Here is a 19,352-nt window from a genome sequence, read left to right as displayed (position 1 = left end):
TTCAGGCCGCCAGACGGACGGGGGGCGCACCCAGGACCGGCTCGACGACGAGGGCGGCAAGCTGCGCTTCGGACAGGCCGCCGATGAGGTCGATGTCGAAGGCGTGGAAGCCGTCGCCCTTTCCGGCTGCTTGCAGATCCGCACGGTGACGGTCGGCCGTCACTTCGCACAGGACCAGTTCACCTGTGCGAATTCTCAGGCGCAGTCTGCTATGAGGGCGCAGGGCATCGCGCGCCCAGCCCGCGACCCGACCGCGCGTGGCGAGATCCACGTAAAGCTCGATCGATGACGTGTCGAGACGCGGGGATGCGGCATCCAGTCTGCGGCGGATGGCTTCGAGCTCTTCCCCGCTCTCCACACGCGGGGCGCAGTAGCGGGCGGCGACGGGTTCGGCGTCGGGGTAGAGTTCGGCGTATTCGCGGGCGTTGTGGAACATTCCACGGCTGCCATCATCGATGAAGGTTTCGGATGCGGCCCCTTCAGCGAAGATGATGTCGTGGGTTTCCAGTTCGATATGGATGTATTCGACGACATCGACCTGTTCGGCCTGTGTGATGGTCCGGCCATTGACCAGCGCGTGGGCGGGAACCAGCACGCCGTCGAGGAACATGGCGTGCAGCGGCGAAATGACCAGATCGCGGCGCGGCAGCCCCTTGCCCAGAGCGCCTGCGGCAATGCGCACGGGCATGATATCGCTGCGACCGGCGGCAAAGCGGCCGTCATAGGCGCGGCGTCCGATCCAGCGGATCGGGCGGATGGCGCCATCGCGGGTGATAAGGCGGTCTCCGATTTCCAGCGTTTCGACCGGGCGTTCTCCCGTTTCGGTCAGGATGGCCGTGCCGGGACAATAGCAGGGCGTGCCTTCCGCCGTAACGGTCAGGCCGCCTGCACTGTCGGCGCCCAGAACGAAGAAGTCTGCTGCGTAATCGCCGGCGAAGGTCAGGGTTTCGCTGGTCCTGCCGTCCGTAACCGTGACGAGGGTGTTGCCACCGGAGGTGACGCTGCTCAGGGTTGCAGCGGACCCCATGCCTTGCAGATCGATCGTGTCGTCCGCTTCGAAACCGGAAATGACGGCCTGCACGCCATAAGCCGTGGAGGACGGGGCGACGCTCTGGATCAGGGTGCCCGCACCGGCAAATTCCAGGCTTCCCGTGACCGAGGCCTTGGGGGACAGGAGATCGAGCGTGCCACCGTCTTTAAGGACGGTATTGTTGGTGACGGAATTGCCATCGATGGAGAGGCTTCCCCCGTCGAGCGTGATCCCGGTTGCCGTGATGCCCTTGATGGTAATGTCGACCGTCCCGCCCGACAGCACGGTTTCATTGCTGGTCGAAGCGCCGGAGGTGGCCAGTGTCTGCGTGCCGTAGACCGTGCCGCCCGATGCGTGGCCGGTGATGTTTTCCACACCGCCCGCCGAGATGACCGAGCCGCTGTCCGTGCCTGCGACGTCGAGCATGCCGCCGGACAGGACGGTGGCGCCGACGATGGTGCCTCCCGCGCTGACGGTCAGGGTGTCACCGCTGAAGACCACCGCGCCGGAGAGTGTGGCTCCGCTGGAGACGACGTTTGAACTGTCGCTGCCGGACGAGGCGGCGGATGAGGTGGTGAGTTCGACGCCGTCCGTGCTGTCTGCTGAAAGTGTGAGGGACGCTGCGAGTGCGCTGCCTGCGAAGGTGAACTGCTGGCTGACCGAGCCGCTGCTGAGGGTGGCGATTGTGTTGCCGCCGCTGACCGTTGTGTTCAGCGTCGTGCCGGTTCCCATGACCCTATCGTCGATGACGTCTGCGGCGCCGAAACCCGAAATCGTGGCCAGCGTGCCGTAGCCGGAACTTGCGATGCTGTCGATCTGAAGCGTGCCCTGCCCCGAGAACAGTACCGTTCCGGACAGGGTGGCCTTGGCGGATTCAAGTTCGATGGTGCCGTCGGAGAGAATGGTGGTGTCCGTTGCTGCGGCGTTACCGTCGATCGAGAGGATGCCGCCGTTGTTCAGCGTAATACCGCTGGCCTGGGCGCCCTTGATCGCCAGGGCGACCGAGCCGCCGTTATAGACGGTTTCGTCCGATACGCTGGCCCCAGCAGCGCTGACGATCTGGATGCCGTCAATCTGCGTCCCGGAAACCGATCCGAGGACGGTTTCGGTAGCACCATGGGCCAGGACGCCGCCGGATGCGGAACCGCCTGCCGAAATCGTGGCGGAGCCGCCGGACAGGATGCTGGCGTCAGTGGCCGTGCCGCCCGACTGCACGACGATCGAGCCGCCGTTGGAAATCGTAGCGGAAGTGCTTGAACCACCACTGGCGACCGTGACCGCGCTGGCGGTGGAGGTATCGGTCGGGGCGAAGGAGACACCGCGGATATTGGTATCGGCTGCTGCGGTCATGAGGGGCGTGAAGCTCTCATCCGCAGGAGCGGTCGTCGCATCCAGCTCGTCGGTGATGGTGAAGAGATAGGTCTGGTCGAGATCCCCGACCGTTGCGTTCGTGGCGTAGAGAACGACCTCGTCCCCTTCCACTTCGCCCGTCAGTCCGATCAGACCCGTGGTTCCGTATGTGGATGTGTTCGAGACGAGATTGAGTCCGACCGAGAGGGTGTAATCGAGGGTCCAGGCGGTGCCGTTATAGGTCCATTTCTGCAGGCCGCCATCGCCGACGCCGCCTGCCTTGGGGTTGCCGCTATCGGCCACATACAGGACGGTCGGGCTTGCGAAGAAATAGGATTCCGGGCTGAGGCTGACCGTTGTGCCGACTGCGGAAGCGTTGAGGGAGTTTTCTTCGGCGGCCGTCAGGGGGACCGAGCCGTCGATGGCGGGCAGGACTTCGGACTGCGTGGCCGAGACCGGGAGGGTTGTGCCGTAACTGGCGATATTGGACGTCCCGCCGCTGCCCTGTGTGCTGTCACGCGAGACGTAGAGGACGCCGTTGACGATCTCGGTCACGCGGGTGTCGGTGGAGGTGTCGATGGCGGTTGCAACGCTGGCGCCATCGTCCGCGTAGAAGACGCCCTGGGTCGTATCGCCCTTCACGCCCTGGCCGGTGATGTAGAACGAGGTTCCGTCCACCGTGGCGACGCTGCGGATGTTGTTGGTGTTGAACACGCCGTACAGGGCCGTACTGGTATCGACCGTTCCGTCATAGCTGATATCGGCGATGACGCGGGGAACGGCTGTATAGCTTGTTCCAGTCAGGCTGGTGGACTGGGCCAGACGGGCATCGCCGTAAACGGCCGCGCCGCCTGCATTATAGGTTGCGGCATTGATGCCGTAACCGCCGATAACAAGGGATTCTCCGTCCTGCGAGAGCTGGAGTTCGCCTTCGGACGATGATCCGTATTCACCTGAGACTGCATATTCCGTAACACCATCGACCACCGTGGTCGTCTGGGGCAGGACCATCGTGCCGACGACTTCACCAGTGGTTGTGATCTCTTCCAGCGTAATGGGAGACGCCTGATTGTCCGTATAGGTGCCACTTCCGTCACCATCACCGACTACGCTGATGACAAGATCGCCTTCAGTGAAGGATTTTAGCGTCGAGGACATGCAGGGTCTTCCATTCCGGGATTTATGAACATCCCGTTACTCCAATGTTCCCTTGTCAGTGTGTGAAATTAATTTGACATGGTTCGAAACAAGCCGAACTCACGACTAACTGCCAAGACAGGACAATTAGCGCTTCTGTGATCTGCCATCTCTATAGAAGACAGGCCAAACGCCACCGCGTCGGCATCGCCTGTCTGAGATGGAACTGTAAGTGCCACTCAGGGCAAGCCAGACGTCAATGCGTTCTTTTCCCCACACATCAATGGCAGTCTGTGTAATTTCCAACAAAAAACGGGCACGGTTCTCGATCGATCCGCCATAGTCATCCGTGAGATGATTGGTCCCGTTTGGACATGGCTTTCCTTTGGAGGGATCTGTCTCAGTCTTGGGGGGCCAGAGCTTCGATACGGACAATGCCGCGTTGCACGGCAGGTCGGCTCTCGATATCCGCATACCAGCGGGCGACATGAGGCGTGTTGTCGAACTGAGGCCAGAGGCATGAAAGAACAGCTGCTCAAAAACACGGGCACGAAACGCCATTCAGGAGGCCGATGAAGCGGAACTTCCCGCCAAAGGAGCAGGTCTGTCGGGCGGATTGCAGGTCTCGGCGGCAACGACATTTGCAAGGCTGCATATCATTTTGGAGTTACTGCGGTTTCTGCTGGACCATCCTCAGCTGACCGTCGAATCATTTTTGATGACCGGATTATCAATCTCGTGGCGGAAGGCGTCGATATTTCCCTGCGGATAGGGACACGCGCGGATTCCACGGCAATCGCCCGAAAGATCGCGACAGGACGACGCTCGGTCCTCGCCACCCCTTCCAATCTCGAACGGGCAGCCGCCCTTCGGTTTCGGCAAATCCGGCGAACCACGAGGCGATCATGGATAGCCAGTTGCTAGAGCGCATGGTCATAGAAACAAAAGACGTCCTTAAAACTGTGGATTGTGATCAGCCGTAATCTCGACCCCCATTAAGTAGTGGGCAATCCCGCTGAGGGTCTTCCGCCTTTCTGCCTGAGAGAACAGTGGCGTACCGATCAGTAATTCATCGGGTCTGTGCCGCTCCACGAAAGCCAAGATGTCTTGTGCAACGCTTCCTGCCGTTCCTGCAAACGTATAGCGCAGCGTGTTGTCGAGCAGACGTTGCTCCTGACTGCTCCAAGAAACTGACCGTGGGGCCGGAAAAGTTGTTGGTCGGCCCTGACGCAGTGCAATGAAATGCTGCTGCAGAGATGTGGCGGCCTGCTGCGCTTCAGCGTCTGTTTCCCCAATCACTGCGTTGATACTGAGCATGGCATAAGGTTTTTGTAGCCGCTCAGAAGGTTCGAAGTGTTTCCGGTAAAGAGCCACGGCCTCTTCCATCAGGTCAGGGGCAAAGTGACTGGCGAATGCAAATGGCAGTCCCATAATGGCCGCCAGATGGGCGGAGAACAGGGAAGATCCCAGCAGCCATACCGGCACAGTCAGCCCGGCACCCGGTACCGCAAAAACGCCCTGCCCCGGTTGCGGCTTCTCGAAATAATGCAGCAACTCGACAACGTCCTGCGGAAAGCGCTCGGCGGAGGTTGGATCACGACGCAAAGCACGCATGGTCGCCTGATCGGAGCCAGGGGCACGTCCAAGCCCGAGATCAATCCGGCCCGGGTAGAGGGATTCCAGTGTCCCAAATGCCTCGGCAACAGCCAGCGGAGCGTGGTTCGGCAGCATGATTCCGCCTGCCCCCACCCGGATGGTTTTCGTAGCCCCTGCCACATAGCCGATTACAACTGCAGTTGCGGCGGAGGCAATGCCCGGCATCGCATGATGTTCGGCCAGCCAGAAACGTCGAAAACCCAGACTTTCCGCATGCCGCGCCAGATCCGCACTGCGATTAAGTGCATCGGCAGCCGAGCCGCCTTCAGTGATGAATGCGAGGTCTAGAACTGAAAGTGGGATCATGTGGAAGGCCCTGTCAGCAGTTTCCCATACAGGTGGGGTGGATTGTGGAACGTGCCAACCAGAAAAAGGCAGACCTTCTGAACGCATATCTTTGCAAGCTTAAGCCTCCATAAAATGTGATTTCCTGAAGAGGTCAAAGGGCAAACCTCACAAAGAATAGTCCTTTTAAAACATTTTATATGTGATAATAGCCAAAAGATAACAGATTCTAATGCTGGAACGTCGCCTCTCTACAGGCGGACCAGTTTATCTTTAGCGGTCAACAAGACCTTGCGAGGCAATCCGTGGCTAAATCCGACCCCATCGTCCAGCTTCCGGACGGCTTTTACCTGAACCGTACACCCCTGCTCGCTTTCGGCCTGTTGTGTTGTCTGTTCTCACTATGGGGCTGCGCCATGAGCCTTAATGACGTGCTGATCGGGCAGTTCCGCAAAGCCTTCATGCTGTCGGATTTTCAGTCCGCACTTGTGCAGTTCTCGTTTTACATCAGCTATTTCGTGCTGGGCATTCCAGCCGGCATGATTATCAAGCGTTTCAGCTATAAATGGTCGATCCAGCTGGGCCTGCTTCTATATCTTATTGGCTGCTGTCTGTTCTTCCCCGCTGCCCATTTCGCGACATATCAGATTTTCTTCGTGGCTCTTTTTGTTGTCGCAGCCGGACTAGTCTTTATTGAGACCGCCGCCGATACATACTGCACCCTTCTCGGCCCTCCGGGACGCGGAACGCACCGCCTGAATTTCGCCAGCGCCTTTCAGCCGATCGGCGCCATTCTGGGGTCCAGCATGGGGGCCTACCTGATTTTCAGGGACGGCGACCTTTCACGCGAGCAGCTCTCCGCCATGCCAGCCGCGCAGGCCTGGCAGCATCAGCTTGGCATGATCCACGCCACTCTTGAACCCTATGTCTACATTCTCGGCGTTCTGCTGGTCGTCATGGTCGCCATCGGCCTTACACGTTATCCGGCCTGTAAAGGCCGCGATCAGCAGCGCAGTCACGAACTTGACACGACCGGTGCCCTGAAACGGTTGTTCGCCAACAGGCGCTTCGTCCTCGGGATCCTGACGCAGTTCCTGTATGTCGGCGCACAGGTCGGCGTCTGGAGCTTCATCATCCGGCTTTCCATGCGACTGGGACATATCAATGAGCGGCAGGCTTCCGTTTACCTGATCGCATCATTCTGTGCGTTCTTTATCGGCAAGCTGGTGGCCAATTTCTTCATGCGGCACGCCCGCCCGGCGCGGGTTCTGTTCGTTTACAGCCTGCTCTGCATCGTCGCGTTGGGTTATGCCGTTATGGTTCACGACTTTACGGCTGTGTATGCCGCCATTTTCGTCAGTGGACTGCTCGGCCCCTGTTGGCCAACAATTTACGGACTGACCGTCGATGAACTCGGCCACGACCGTGCCTATGGCGGGTCAATCCTGGTCATGAGCATCAGCGGCGGCGGTATTCTCCCACTTCTGCAAGGCTATATCTCGGATGCGACCGGCGGAAACATGCAGCTTGCCTATATCGTACCGATGGCATGCTTCATCGTGATTGCCATGTTCGCGGCATACTGCATGAAAACCAACGATGAACCAGCAGAGCAGATCGTCTTTGACGCCACGCTCTAGCAACGCCATTTCAGGCAGAAGCCGTTGCACGGTCACCGCCTGCTTTCCGGAAGCGTTCCTCAAGGCCGCGTCGAGCGGCCTTGACAGCATCCGGCAACGGCTGTCCGTCTGCCAGTGCCGCAGCCAGACCGCTGGCCAGCTGACATCCCGTTCCCCTGAGATCGAACGGATAGCGAATGGAACGGAAGGACAAAGGAGAGCAGTTCGCCTGATAAAGAATATCCGTTGAATATGTTGAGTGGCCGTTATGCCCCCCCTTCAACAGAACGCTCTGGCAGCCTCGATCCAGAAGTGCTCCCGCAACGTCATCCGGTTTAGTAGCCTGATGCAGCCCCAGTGCCGATTTCAATGCTGCCAGTTCCGGCAGGTTTGGCGTCAAAACAGTCGTCCGGGGCAAAAGCAGGTTCAGAAGAGCCTGAATCCCTTCTGGCTCCAGCAGGGCACGTCCTGAACTGGAACAGAAAACCGGATCCAGAACGACTGGCACATTGGGAAGACAGGCTGCCACAGTCCGGACAAGGCCTGCATTGCACAGGGCACCAATCTTGATGGCCCCAATCCCATCCTCCAGCGCAGCCTCAATCTGAGCAGCCAGCAACGCTGGTGAGACAGGATTCACAGCCAGCACCGTGCGATCTGTCTGCGCCGTGACAGCCGTAACGGCAATGCGTGCCGTCAGGCCAGCGTCATGGACAGCGAGCAGGTCACGGGCAATGCCGGCCCCTCCACTGGAATCCATCCCGCCGATCAGAAGAACGGGACGCGTCATCGCCCTGTTGTCGCAATGAACGCGACAGCGTCGCTCTGCCCGGAAAAGCGTTTTGCAGCCCGCCATGCCCGCAGGCCACTGGAACAGACGAATACGGTTCTTCCCGCCTTCACATCCAGCATTTCCGGACGCTCGATCGGCCCACGAATGGCCCATTCCACGGAAGGCGGTCCCTTTTCATCCCTGCTCCGGAGATCGAACACGCGATCGGCTTCAGTGATCTCTTCAAGCCCGAGAATGAAGGGGCCCTCCTCTTCCGGCGCGGGCGCGCCATCAAAGCGAAAGGAAGAACTCCGCCAGTGTTCCAGATCCAGACTGATGATCTGACCCAGCGGAGAAGGCTGCATTTCCAGCAGGATCGACAGCGTCATCTGCGCCTGTATGGCGCCCAGCGCCGCCACGGCTGGCCCCAGCACTCCGGCCTCCGAGCAGGTGGGAAGGCTGGCAGGAATATCGGGAAAAACGGCGCGATAACCGGGGGCACTACCACAGAATCCTCCCACATAACCGGACTGCCCCAGCACCGAGGCGCTGACGAGAGGCACACCTGCCTCAAGGCAAAGGTCAGACAGCATATAGGTCACGGCCACACTGTCCGCTGCATCAACCACAACGGAAATACCCGGCAGAAGACAGCGTGCAGAGGCCGGTTCCAGACGCCGGACGATGGGTATGATCCGGCAATCCGGATTCAGGCCCTCCAGTCGTTTTGCCACGCAGAAGACTTTCAGTCTGCCGATATCTTCCATGCGGAACAGGGTCTGCCGATGAAGATTGCTTTCATCCACACGGTCATGATCCACCACCGTGATCCTGCCGCACCCGGCTCCAACGAGTGCTGGCAGAACGGTCGCCCCGAGCCCCCCGGCACCAACAACCAGAACATGCGCATCCAGAAGACGCTTCTGGTCAGCTTCGCCCTGCGGGAAGAGGCCGACCTGCCGCAAGTACCGGTTCATCGTACATAGGCCCGCGTCGCGGCGACCCATTCCCGGCAGCGGGCAGCCGGGTCCTGCGCCATTTGGATATCCGTCACCACGGCGGCGCTGTCCGCCCCCGCGGCAAAGACCCCGGGGAGGCGCTCGGGTGTCAGGCCCCCAATGGCGACAAGCGGCGTCTGACCGGCACGTTTCTTCCAGTCGGCCACCCGTTCCAGCCCCTGCGGCCCCCATTTCATTTTTTTCAGAAGGGTCGGATAAACAGGCCCCAGGGCGACATAAGCTGGTTCGTAAGACAGGGCCCGTTCGAGTTCCGCCGGATCATGAGTGGACAGACCGAACCGGATCCCGGCATCTCGAAGCGCGGTAAAATCTGCCGTTTCCATGTCTTCCTGACCCAGATGGACGAAATCGCATCCCAGTTCCATCGCAAGGCGCCAGTAGTCGTTGATGACAAGCTGGGCGCCGTGGCGCTCACACAGATCACGGGCATGACGGATCTGGCAACGGATTTCCGCTTCCGGTTTGTCCTTGAGGCGAAGCTGCACCAGCCGCACACCGCAGGGCAGCAGCGTTTCAAGAAGCCCGACTTCCCCGACCAAAAGATAGAACGGATCAAGCGTCATCATGCCAGCTCCGCCAGACCGAAAACGGGCGTCGAGGCGCTGGCCATGTCCCGCTCCAGCATGAGTCCAGCCTGATGGCCTTCCCGTCCCGCCTGTATGGCGCGCCCGAAGGCCCGCGCCATCCCCACAGGATTGACCGCCTTCGCCACGGCGGTATTGAGCAGCACGGCATCAAATCCCAGTTCCATGGCCTGCGCGGCCTGACTGGGGGCACCGATCCCCGCATCCACGACCAGCGGAACATCCGGGAAATGTGCCCTCATGGTCCGCAGTCCCTGAAGGTTCCGCAATCCCTGCCCCGAACCGATGGGCGCGCCCCAGGGCATCAGGACTTTGCAACCGGCCTCAAGCAGCTTTTCGCCCACGATCAGGTCCTCGGTCGTGTAGGGAAAGACATCAAACCCCTCCGCACACAGCACGCGCGCGGCCTCGACGAGCGCGAACGGGTCGGGTTGCAGCGTGTCGGCATGACCGATCACTTCCAGCTTGATCCATGAAGTTCCGAAGACTTCACGTGCCATCCGGGCCGTGGTTACGGCTTCCCGAAAGGTGTGACAGCCCGCCGTGTTGGGCAACAGGCGGCATCGGCTTTTCGCCAGAAGATCACGAAACGCCCCTCCGGCCGCCCCTTCGCGCCTCAGTGAGACGGTAATGACCTCCGCGCCGGACGCTTCAATCGCCTCCAGCAGGACCTGCGGCGACGGGTATTGCGCAGTCCCGAGCATCAGACGGGACGTCAGATCGACACCATAGAACATGGTCAGCCTCCCTGCATTGGTGAGAGGACCTCAACCTTCACGCCATCATTCAACGGGGTTCCGGAACGAAGGGGACGGGCAATAAAATCACCGTTTACGGCCGTGGCCACGCAGGGGGATTCGAACCCCTGCTCGCTCAACAGATCCGCCAGTGTCCGGGCCTGCGTTTCGATGGTCTGGCCGTTCAGATCAATCCGCATGGGCGTGAAGCTCCGCAAGTTCCGTGGCCAGTTGCTCCGCGCAGACAGGCGCCATCAGAAAACCGTGGCGATACATCCCATTCACATGGATGCGGTCTGCAGCGTGACGAATGGCCGGAATATTGTCAGGAAAGGACGGACGCAGCCCTGCGCCCAGTTCCAGGATTTCCGCTTCGGCAAAACCGGGATGAAGCGTATAGGCCGCCGAAAGCAGTTCCATCGCAGCGCGCGCCGTCACACCTCCGCGACGCGCACTTTCCACCATGGTCGCACCGATCATGTAGCGTCCGTTTTCGCGCGGGACGATGTAACAGGGGAAACGTGGATGCAGCAGGCGCACGGGCCGCGTCAGTGTCACGTCCGGCGCGTGCACGATCAGCATTTCGCCCCGGACACCGCGCAGATCGGCCAGTTCGTCATGGGACGCCACCCCCCGACAGTCCACGATCCGGCCCCGTGGCGCCCCGGTCCGGAACGACACGCCTCTGCTTTCCAGACTGCTTTTTAGGCTGGAAAGCGCGTGTCGCGGATCCAGATGCGCTTCGCTTGAAAAGAACAGCCCCCGTGCGAAACGCCCTGCCAGATCCGGCTCCAGATCCCCTGGAGACACCCAGTCATGCTCCCGCGTCGCCCGCGCAAAGCGCTCCAGTTCGGAAACATCCCGCGGCGGTGCGACAACGAGCGTGCCACGCCGCACGACGTCGGGCACATGCGCAGCCCACCAGTTCACGGAAGCCTGCCCTTTTGCCACGATCAGTTCCGGCGCACTTTCCCCTTCGCAGAAAGGCGCCAGCATTCCCCCCGCAAACCGTGACGCCGGTTCCGGGGCGCCATCCGGGACGATGACTTCCACGTCAAGGCCCCGATCGGAAAGGGCCATGGCACAACATAGTGCCGTAACCCCTCCCCCCAGGACGGAATGGATCATTCCGTCGGTTCCGTCACAGGCACATAGAGCTGCCCGCCTTCACGGAATTTTTCCGCCATCTGCTCCATGCCGTCCTGCTTTTCCGCTGCGGCACGGATGTCATGCGAAATTTTCATCGAGCAGAATTTCGGCCCACACATGGAGCAGAAATGGGATACCTTATGCGCCTGCTTGGGCAGGGTCTCATCATGCATGGCACGGGCGGTATCGGGATCGAGACCCAGATTGAACTGGTCCTCCCACCGGAACTCGAACCGCGCCCGCGACAGGGCGTCATCCCTCATCTGTGCGCCCGGATGACCTTTGGCGAGATCCGCCGCATGGGCTGCGAGCTTGTAGGTGATGACCCCTGTTTTGACGTCATTCCGGTCCGGCAGACCCAGATGCTCTTTGGGCGTGACATAGCAAAGCATCGCCGTGCCGAACCAGCCGATCATGGCGGCGCCAATAGCCGAGGTAATGTGATCGTAACCGGGAGCGATATCGGTCGTCAGCGGACCAAGCGTATAGAACGGTGCCTCGTGGCAGTGCTCAAGCTGCTTGTCCATGTTGGCCTTGATCTTGTGCATCGGGACATGGCCCGGCCCTTCGATCATGACCTGACAGTCCTTGGCCCAGGCAATTTTCGTCAGCTCGCCGAGCGTCTCAAGCTCCGCAAACTGCGCCGCATCATTGGCATCGGCAATCGAGCCGGGACGCAGACCGTCCCCAAGCGAGAACGACACATCATAACAGCGGCAGATGTCACAGATCTCTTCGAAATGCTCGTACAGGAAGCTCTCGCGGTGATGATGCAGGCACCATTTCGCCATGATGGAGCCACCGCGCGACACGATCCCCGTCACCCGTCGGGCCGTCAACGGGATCATGTGAAGCCGGACACCCGCATGGATGGTGAAGTAGTCCACGCCCTGCTCCGCCTGTTCGATCAGCGTGTCGCGGAAGATCTCCCATGTCAGGTCTTCCGCAATCCCGCCAACCTTTTCCAGCGCCTGATAAAGCGGAACCGTCCCGATTGGCACTGGGGCATTCCGGATGATCCAGTCACGAATGTTATGGATGTTGCGGCCTGTGGAGAGATCCATAACGGTATCCGCGCCCCAGCGGATGGACCACACCATTTTTTCGACTTCTTCTTCCATCGAAGACGTCACGGCCGAATTGCCGATATTGGCGTTGATCTTCACCAGAAAGTTGCGACCGATGATCATCGGTTCGAGTTCGCGGTGATTGATGTTGGCGGGAATAATCGCCCGTCCTGAGGCAATTTCCTGCTGGACAAATTCCGGTGTCACAAAATCCGGAATGCTGGCTCCGAAATCCTCGCCGTCCCGCTCTTCCTTCAGCGCCTGCCTCCGGCCGATATTTTCCCGGATGGCGACGAATTCCATCTCAGGCGTAATGATGCCGGCACGGGCATATGCCATCTGGGTCACAGCACGATCCCCTACCGCCCGCAGGGGGCGGCGCTGGTTCGGGAATGCAGGCGTCAGCCGTTCTCCCTCCGCAAAACCGTTATCAGCCGCCGTAATCGTGCGACCGTCATACTCCTCCACATCGCCACGACTGCGAAGCCAGTCGCCGCGACTGTCCGCAAGACCTTTCGCAATGTCGATGCTGATGGCGGTGTCAGTATAGGGCCCGGAACTGTCATAGACGTTCAGCGGACATTCGTCCGAAACCTCAATCTGCCGCATGGGCACCCTGATGTCATAGAGCGTGCCCTGAACATGGACCTTGCTGGAAGCTGGCAGAGGACCTGTCGTAATGGCCGGAATGGAAGCGTTCATATGGTGTCTCCTCAAGCGCACTCGAAAAGACCCAGGGAGAACGTGAAGCAGAAAGGGAGCCGCCGTCCCCTGTGCACACAAACACAAGCAGGGCCGGATCGGCCCGATAGGCGCTTTCCCATACGGTGATGGAAATGAGTGCCCTTCGGTCTTCCTACGCCAGTATCAACTGGGTCAGGTTCAAAGGGTCGCTTCACCGTGTAGCCGGTTTCCCGACAACACCAATCAGCCTCTCAGTCCCTTAAGGCGGGACCCCCCTGACGAGCTGTGATGGTGAGGGAGAAATGAAAGAAAAGCAATAGTGCGAAATGGAGCGCTCTGCCTTTCGAGGTTCGATGACCAAAGTCTTCGGCTATGGTCTTTCTTGACAGCATGACGACCTGCGACCGCCAGAAGCATCAAGCATCTACTGTTCCATCAGGATGAGCAGCCGATATGTGCGGCAGACCGTCATAGGTATATTCAGGACATTATCCGACGCAATTCATATCTCACGGCATTGTTCGATGATTGCAAACCTCACTGTTCCCTGGCCTGATATTACATTGGAATCATCGTAATATAGGGCGATGATTGCCACTTAAACTTCCGCCATTCTGGCATTATTCTTTTTAAGGTGCTCTATCGCTCTTTATCTTATACTGTATTGACAAAAGATCTATACGGGCTGCCTGAAATCTAATTCACTTCCTGCCTGTGGGGATAGGGGGTAGAGAGACCAGGCATGGCACGAGGCGATCTGACGGATCAGGAATGGGCAATACTGGGTCCGCTTCTGCCGCCTTAGCGCGGACGTTGGGTGCGACCCGCCGGAGACAACCGACTGTTTCTCAATGCCCTGCTGCAACCCTCGGTAGAGTTGGGGCTGACCGATGACTGGCAGCATATGCTTGACAGCACCGTAGTCCGTGTCCATTCGCAGGCCACTGGAGCAAAGAGAGAGGCTCACTCGGAAGGTTCTGGTCGATCACGCGGCGCCCTTACAAGCAAGGTCCACGCCCGATGCGGCAATCAGGAACGTCCTCTTGGCTTTGTCTTCACCGGCCGGCAGGCCTCGGACTATAAAGCCGTAAATGCCCTGATAGTACTTCCGGCTCCAGACCCCAGGGCCATGCTGGCTGATCGGAGCTATGACAGCGACAGTTTCCGCCAGGAGCTTCTAATCCATGGGATCCTGCCGGTCATTCCATCACGCAAAGGCCGCAATGCTCCACAAAACACTGACTGATGGCGTTACAGGGAGCGCAACCGCATCAAGCGGATGTTCAACCAACTCAGGCAGATGCGCCGCATCGTAGCACGCTATGACAAGACCGCTTTGTCATTCAGGAGTTTCCTCAACCTCGCCGCCGCAAGGCTCTGGATCAGATCTTTTGTCAACACGACCTAAGCCCTCGATTGGCGTGGCCGCCCATGGAAGGACGAATTTCGTAAGGTAATCAACGCGATGCGCTTTCTTGTTGTGTCAGGCTGCGGCGGGTGCGTATTGCCTATCTACTTCGGGTACTGACGCATGGTCTATGGCTGGTTCAGCAACTGACGCGACGGTTCCTGTTCCAAACCGTTCATGATGTTGAACTGATGCTCGACCGGGAGCATGAGCAAGCATCTGTTCGCTGATGGCGCCTATGACTGCCTGAAGTTTATGAACAAGGCGGTTCACCTGGATTTCAGCGTGGAGATCACCCGCCGCCGCGACGGAGCAATAAGTTTCGAAGTGCTGCGGCGAGGCAGATTGCCGAGAAGAATGAAGAATACGGTGGGGCATCTGTCATAGCGTGTTGCGACCCGTCTCCAGTCCTTGAGTCTCCCGAACATGATCTCGATACGGTTGCGTCTTTTGTATTTCCGCTTGTCGTATTTTATGGGTTTCCCTCGGGATTTCCGGCCCGGAATACAGGATGTGATCCCTTTTTCCTCCAAGGCCTCCCTGAACCAGTCAGCATCATAGCCCCGGTCTGCCAGCATTCATTCGGCTGAGGGGAGACCCTTTAGAAGGGCAGCCGCACCGGTGTAATTACTGATCTGGCCTGCTGTCATGAAGAAGTCGAACGGACGTCCGCTCCGGTGGGTGACGACATGCAGCTTCGTATTCATCGCGCCTTTGGTGCGCCCGATCAGACGGCCTGGAGCCCCTTTTTTAACCGCAGGCTCGAAGCTGTGCGATGTGCCTTGAGAGAGGTCGCATCAATCATGATCGTCTGAAGCTCTACCTTGTCGGTATCCAGTCCCTCCATCATGCGGATGAATACCCCCAGAGCACTCCAGCGCTTCCAGCGGTTGTAGAGCGTCTTGCGTGGACCGTATTTGCAGGGTGCATCACGCCAACGCAGACCATTTTTTGTTCACGAAAATGATCCCACTCAATACACGACGGTCATCAACACCAGGTTTGCCATGGCTCTTCGGGAAAAAGGGCCGTAGACGATCCATCTGTTCGTCCGTCAGCCAGTACAGCTCACTCATCTTCAGTCTCCTCACTGAGCCTGAATCTCATCCGACCGCCCATATCAATGGGGCCTGAGCCTAGCCGAGAGGACTTTCGAATAGATGAGCCTTTAGGGCTGCTCGTATGGGCTTACAAGCGCTACGTCGACTTGTCACAGGCCATGATCTTCGTCGCCATGAGGGCCAATCTCATGTACAGAAATGCTTACTCCTGAGTTCTAAATAGGCGCTCAAATTCAGTTCTTATAAGGAATCTAAATCGAGCTTTTTTGTGTGAATCTTATATACATCTTTGAAAATATCATTTTTTAATCCTTGATTAAAGGTAAGGATGTGCGAGCCAAAGAACCTTTCAAAACCTGATTTGATGTTATATAATTTAGAAAAACATAATTTAAAGGAAATTAAATATGTCGAAAAATGAAGAAGTTGCAGTCATTTACCGTACTCATTACTGGAATGAGGACACAGAATACCTTGCGCGAAAGCTATATGGGCAATCTCTAGGGTATCAATTTTTTGTAACCTGCGACGAAACCAACAAAACAATCGATGTCGGAAATTTCAATAAAATTTCGCATACTAATGACCCGGCTTCTTTGGGATTAAAGCCTAAATCAGGACATGAACCAAATTTATGGTTTGATGCTGATTTTGTATTTTATTATTTGGTAAGGAGTCTTCCAAAGGTAAAATACTTTTTTTTAATAGAAAATGATTGCTCTCTAAATATCAATCTCGAAGAACTAATAAAAGGTGTTGTGGAAAAAGATATAGATTTAGTTGGACAAATATTTGATCCAAAGGAAAATGACTGGCCGCAGAAAACTATTGATTGCTATTATGGAGAAGTAAAGCAAATGTTGTTTCCATTTGTTATGCTATCCAGAAAACTTATACTTAAATTATACGAGGAGAGACTGAGAATAAAAAGTATGTATGACTCTGATACTGCCAGTTATTCGTGGCCTTATTGTGAGGCCTTCATATCTAGTTATGTATATTCAACAGGCGGCTTTAAAGTTATAAATCTGAATGATCTTTACGACATGTCGAGATATAAGTTTAGACCTCATAATTATATCTATAGTGGAATATCCAATATTCCAAATTCAATAATTCACCCTGTTTTAGGTAAAGATTTTTTAAAAAAGGCTCTAGAAGTCCTGAATGTTTCGGAGATATTTGATCCGGATTCTGATTTATCAAAAAATCTCGAAACATTTCCTTCTGAAATTTCCATTCCTCTATTATCTGAAGCAATATTGAAACTGAAATCGCCGCAAAAAGTTGATAGCTTCTGGCAGTTAGCTTTGAAGCGGCGGTGGATTCAATCGATGCCGCGCAAAAATATTGCATTTGCAAAGCCAGCTCTCCAATCCTCCGTATCAGAATGGTCTATGGAAAAAGAATTAGACAAAGATGCAAGACTTGTAACGGAAGCCTTCAATCATAGTACGATGTGGAATCATACTGCGATTGAAGAAAATCCATGGTGGCAGGTGGATCTTGAGAGTTCAGAGCGAATAAAAACCATATTGATATATCCTCGTCACTATTTATACGAAAGAATGAATCGGTTTATCATTTCTATTTCTGATGATGGATTAAATTGGAATGAAATTTATTCAAAAAATGATGATCAGCCTATTTATAGAGGAGAAGATATTGGGTTTGTAGTTGATTTAGATGAATATTATACAACACGTTTTATCAAAATGACGCTCCCTGGGGAATCAGCAATACACTTGACTTCCTTTGAGGTTTTTGAATAGCCGAAAGGAAGCGTATTTTCCTTGATGGTAGCTTGTATTGAGTTTGGAGAAGTATATGACCTTCTGTGTTGTGGGCGCTGGATTTAGCGGTGCTGTCATTGCTCGGCATTTAGCTGAATCTGGCCATGAAGTCGTAGTTGTAGATGAGCGCCCTCATATCGGCGGGAACTGTTATACAGAACGTGATTCTGAAACCGGCGTGATGGTGCATAAATATGGGCCTCATATTTTCCATACATCGGATGAACGAACATGGACTTACATACAAAAATTTGGGACTTTCATTCCCTATGTGAACCGTGTGAAGGCTATATCACGCGCACATGTCTACACTCTTCCCGTTAATCTTCTGACCATTAATCAGTTTTTCGGCACGACAATGGGGCCGAAAGAGGCACGAGCTTTCATTGAAAAGAAAGCTGATAAATCCCTGCACAATCCTCGATCTTTCGAGGAGCAGGCTTTGAGTATGATTGGTGAAGATCTCTATCGTGCATTTTTCTACGGTTATACACGCAAGCAATGGGGGGCTAGAGCCCACACAGCTTCCTGCATCCATTCTCAAGCGTTTACCCTTGCGCTTTAATTATGATGACAATTACTTTAACCATAAATATCAAGGGATGCCAAAAAATGGGTATACTGACATAATAAAGAATATACTTAATGTTAAAGGAATTGACGTACGGCTGGGATGCTCTTTTGAAGACCTGAAAGAAAATTTCCAACACATTTTTTATACTGGGCCTATTGACCGATATTTCGAATTTCGTCTTGGTCGCCTAGGATATCGGACCTTAGATTTTGAACGCTTTGTAGATGACGGCGATCACCAAGGTACTGCAGTTATTAATTATTGTGACGAAGAAGTACCCTATACTCGCATTTCAGAACACAAGCATTTTGCTCCCTGGGAGCAAGAGAACTTTTCCAAGACAGTCTGCTTTCGTGAATATAGTCGTTTGGCAGGCGAGAATGATATTCCCTACTATCCTATTCGCCTCGTCAATGAAAAGAAGATGCTTGAAGATTATATTACTCTAGCGCGAACGAAAAAGAATATATCGTTCATGGGACGACTAGGGACATATCGCTATCTAGATATGGATGTTACTATTAAAGAGGCCTTGGAAGCATGCGATGTGATTGATAAGGCGTTGCAAGAAGACAATTTCACACTTCCAGCTTTTTTTGTCGATCCTGAGTAATTAAATTTTTGCATCTACGATCACAATTGTGAAAAATAGTTGTGATAGAGGAAGGCAGTGTGTCCACACTGTCTTCCTTGGAGAACTGCATGATATCTTAATTGTTAGATGTGTCTGGATTACACAGATGGCATTTTATCTTTTTTGCAGGGTTTGAAACTCACAATGCAGGAGAGTCACAATGTGCAACTTGTATACCCAGACGTCTTCCCAAGATGAAATCCGAGCCATTGCGCAGGTTCTTAGCGATCATACGGGTAACCTTCCGCCAATGCCGGATATCTATCCGGACTATGCAGCACCGATCGTTCGTAACGGCAAGCATGGCAGAGAACTCGTTCTGGCCCGATGGGGCATGCCGTCTCCTGCGTTTGCCTTGAAGGGCCGGAAGGTCGATCGGGGTATTACAAACATCCGCAATACGGCATCTCCGCACTGGCGGCGCTGGCTTGGCGTCTCCCATCGTTGTGTCGTGCCGTTCACGGCTTTTTCTGAACAGTCACGCCAGAAAGACGGATCATTTCGTCCTATATGGTTTGCAGCGGATGAAACCAGACCGTTGAGATTTTTTGCAGGGATCTGGACTTCATGGACATCCGTGCGGAAACTGAAGGAAGGAGAAGTGACAGCGGATCTGTTTGGTTTCCTCACAACCGAGGCCAATGGCGTTGTAGCGCCTTATCATCCCAAAGCCATGCCAGTCATTCTCCAGAACCGTGAAGAAATCGAGACCTGGCTGACCGCCCCAACTCCAGTTGCGCTGGAACTGCAGAGGCCATTGGCGGACGGTGCACTTGAGGTGCTCTAAAAAGAA

Annotated in this window: 14 protein-coding genes, 3 pseudogenes and 1 riboswitch; of the genes and pseudogenes, 6 read left to right on the top strand and 11 right to left on the bottom strand. The window is 55.7% G+C overall.

All coding sequences use genetic code 11. The annotated features are described in order from the left end of the window. Position 1: 1 nt before the first annotated feature. From GRO01_RS04825 to GRO01_RS04810, 3 genes are all read right to left on the bottom strand, one after another. A complete protein-coding gene (locus tag GRO01_RS04825; RefSeq protein WP_062508114.1) occupies positions 2–3,538 on the bottom strand; it encodes a Hint domain-containing protein in 3,537 nt (1,178 codons plus the stop codon). Between the two features lie 126 nt (positions 3,539–3,664). Continuing rightward, entirely contained in the window at positions 3,665–3,991 is a 327-nt protein-coding gene (locus GRO01_RS04820; RefSeq protein WP_231490155.1) for an oxidoreductase, read from the bottom strand. A gap of 480 nt (positions 3,992–4,471) precedes the next feature. Next, positions 4,472–5,479 carry an LLM class flavin-dependent oxidoreductase gene (locus GRO01_RS04810; protein WP_062508112.1) on the bottom strand — a complete coding sequence of 336 codons (1,008 nt, stop codon included), beginning with the start codon at positions 5,477–5,479 and terminating at the stop codon, positions 4,472–4,474. A gap of 284 nt (positions 5,480–5,763) precedes the next feature. Between GRO01_RS04810 and fucP the strand changes: the two genes are divergently transcribed. After that, positions 5,764–7,098 carry an L-fucose:H+ symporter permease gene (fucP, locus tag GRO01_RS04805; protein WP_062508110.1) on the top strand — a complete coding sequence of 445 codons (1,335 nt, stop codon included), beginning with the start codon at positions 5,764–5,766 and terminating at the stop codon, positions 7,096–7,098. 10 nt (positions 7,099–7,108) lie between these two features. On the opposite strand, the gene GRO01_RS04800 is transcribed toward fucP, so the two are convergent. The 7 genes from GRO01_RS04800 to thiC are packed head-to-tail and all read right to left on the bottom strand — an operon-like array spanning position 7,109 to position 13,107. Continuing rightward, a complete protein-coding gene (locus GRO01_RS04800; RefSeq protein ID WP_062508108.1) occupies positions 7,109–7,867 on the bottom strand; it encodes a hydroxymethylpyrimidine/phosphomethylpyrimidine kinase family protein in 759 nt (252 codons plus the stop codon). Continuing rightward, positions 7,864–8,826, bottom strand: a complete 963-nt coding sequence (locus GRO01_RS04795) for a HesA/MoeB/ThiF family protein (RefSeq protein ID WP_062508106.1) — start codon at positions 8,824–8,826, stop codon at positions 7,864–7,866. Before GRO01_RS04795 ends, GRO01_RS04800 begins: the two co-directional genes overlap by 4 nt. Next, positions 8,823–9,434: a thiamine phosphate synthase gene (locus tag GRO01_RS04790; protein WP_062508104.1), complete on the bottom strand. Its 612-nt coding sequence runs from the start codon at positions 9,432–9,434 to the stop codon at positions 8,823–8,825. Before GRO01_RS04790 ends, GRO01_RS04795 begins: the two co-directional genes overlap by 4 nt. Next, the gene (locus tag GRO01_RS04785; RefSeq protein WP_062508102.1) at positions 9,431–10,189 is read right to left on the bottom strand and encodes a thiazole synthase; all 759 of its coding nucleotides are present in this window, start codon (positions 10,187–10,189) and stop codon (positions 9,431–9,433) included. Before GRO01_RS04785 ends, GRO01_RS04790 begins: the two co-directional genes overlap by 4 nt. Before the next feature lie 2 nt (positions 10,190–10,191). Then, a complete protein-coding gene (thiS, locus tag GRO01_RS04780; protein WP_062508100.1) occupies positions 10,192–10,389 on the bottom strand; it encodes a sulfur carrier protein ThiS in 198 nt (65 codons plus the stop codon). After that, entirely contained in the window at positions 10,379–11,317 is a 939-nt protein-coding gene (locus GRO01_RS04775) for an FAD-dependent oxidoreductase (protein ID WP_062508098.1), read from the bottom strand. Before GRO01_RS04775 ends, thiS begins: the two co-directional genes overlap by 11 nt. Continuing rightward, positions 11,314–13,107 carry a phosphomethylpyrimidine synthase ThiC gene (gene thiC / locus GRO01_RS04770; protein ID WP_062508096.1) on the bottom strand — a complete coding sequence of 598 codons (1,794 nt, stop codon included), beginning with the start codon at positions 13,105–13,107 and terminating at the stop codon, positions 11,314–11,316. Before thiC ends, GRO01_RS04775 begins: the two co-directional genes overlap by 4 nt. Positions 13,108–13,241: 134 nt before the next feature. Beyond that, positions 13,242–13,376: riboswitch (TPP riboswitch) on the bottom strand. Positions 13,377–13,993: 617 nt separating this feature from the next. Here thiC and GRO01_RS13800 point away from each other — a divergent pair. Together GRO01_RS13800 and GRO01_RS13795 are read left to right on the top strand one after the other, a co-directional pair. Further along, positions 13,994–14,335, top strand: a complete 342-nt coding sequence (locus tag GRO01_RS13800; protein ID WP_197032594.1) for a transposase — start codon at positions 13,994–13,996, stop codon at positions 14,333–14,335. Positions 14,336–14,512: 177 nt separating this feature from the next. Further along, positions 14,513–14,836: pseudogene (locus tag GRO01_RS13795) on the top strand (IS5/IS1182 family transposase); the annotation flags it as partial. Here the strand turns inward: GRO01_RS13795 and GRO01_RS04760 are convergent. Beyond that, positions 14,767–15,573 (bottom strand): annotated as a pseudogene (locus GRO01_RS04760) (IS5 family transposase). The pseudogenes GRO01_RS13795 and GRO01_RS04760 sit on opposite strands and share 70 nt — an antisense overlap. A gap of 392 nt (positions 15,574–15,965) precedes the next feature. On the opposite strand from GRO01_RS04760, the gene GRO01_RS04750 reads away from it, so the two are divergent. From GRO01_RS04750 to GRO01_RS04740, 3 genes and pseudogenes are all read left to right on the top strand, one after another. After that, a complete protein-coding gene (locus GRO01_RS04750) occupies positions 15,966–17,330 on the top strand; it encodes a discoidin domain-containing protein (RefSeq protein ID WP_083541336.1) in 1,365 nt (454 codons plus the stop codon). A gap of 55 nt (positions 17,331–17,385) precedes the next feature. Next, positions 17,386–18,538 (top strand): annotated as a pseudogene (gene glf / locus GRO01_RS13790) (UDP-galactopyranose mutase). 181 nt (positions 18,539–18,719) lie between these two features. Continuing rightward, positions 18,720–19,346, top strand: coding sequence for an SOS response-associated peptidase (locus tag GRO01_RS04740; RefSeq protein WP_062508832.1), 627 nt, complete (start codon positions 18,720–18,722; stop codon positions 19,344–19,346). Positions 19,347–19,352: the final 6 nt, after the last annotated feature.

It is taken from the genome of Gluconobacter roseus NBRC 3990 (genome assembly GCF_006538885.1).
Taxonomy (GTDB): domain Bacteria; phylum Pseudomonadota; class Alphaproteobacteria; order Acetobacterales; family Acetobacteraceae; genus Gluconobacter; species Gluconobacter roseus.
This window is presented reverse-complemented; position numbering and strand designations above follow the sequence as displayed.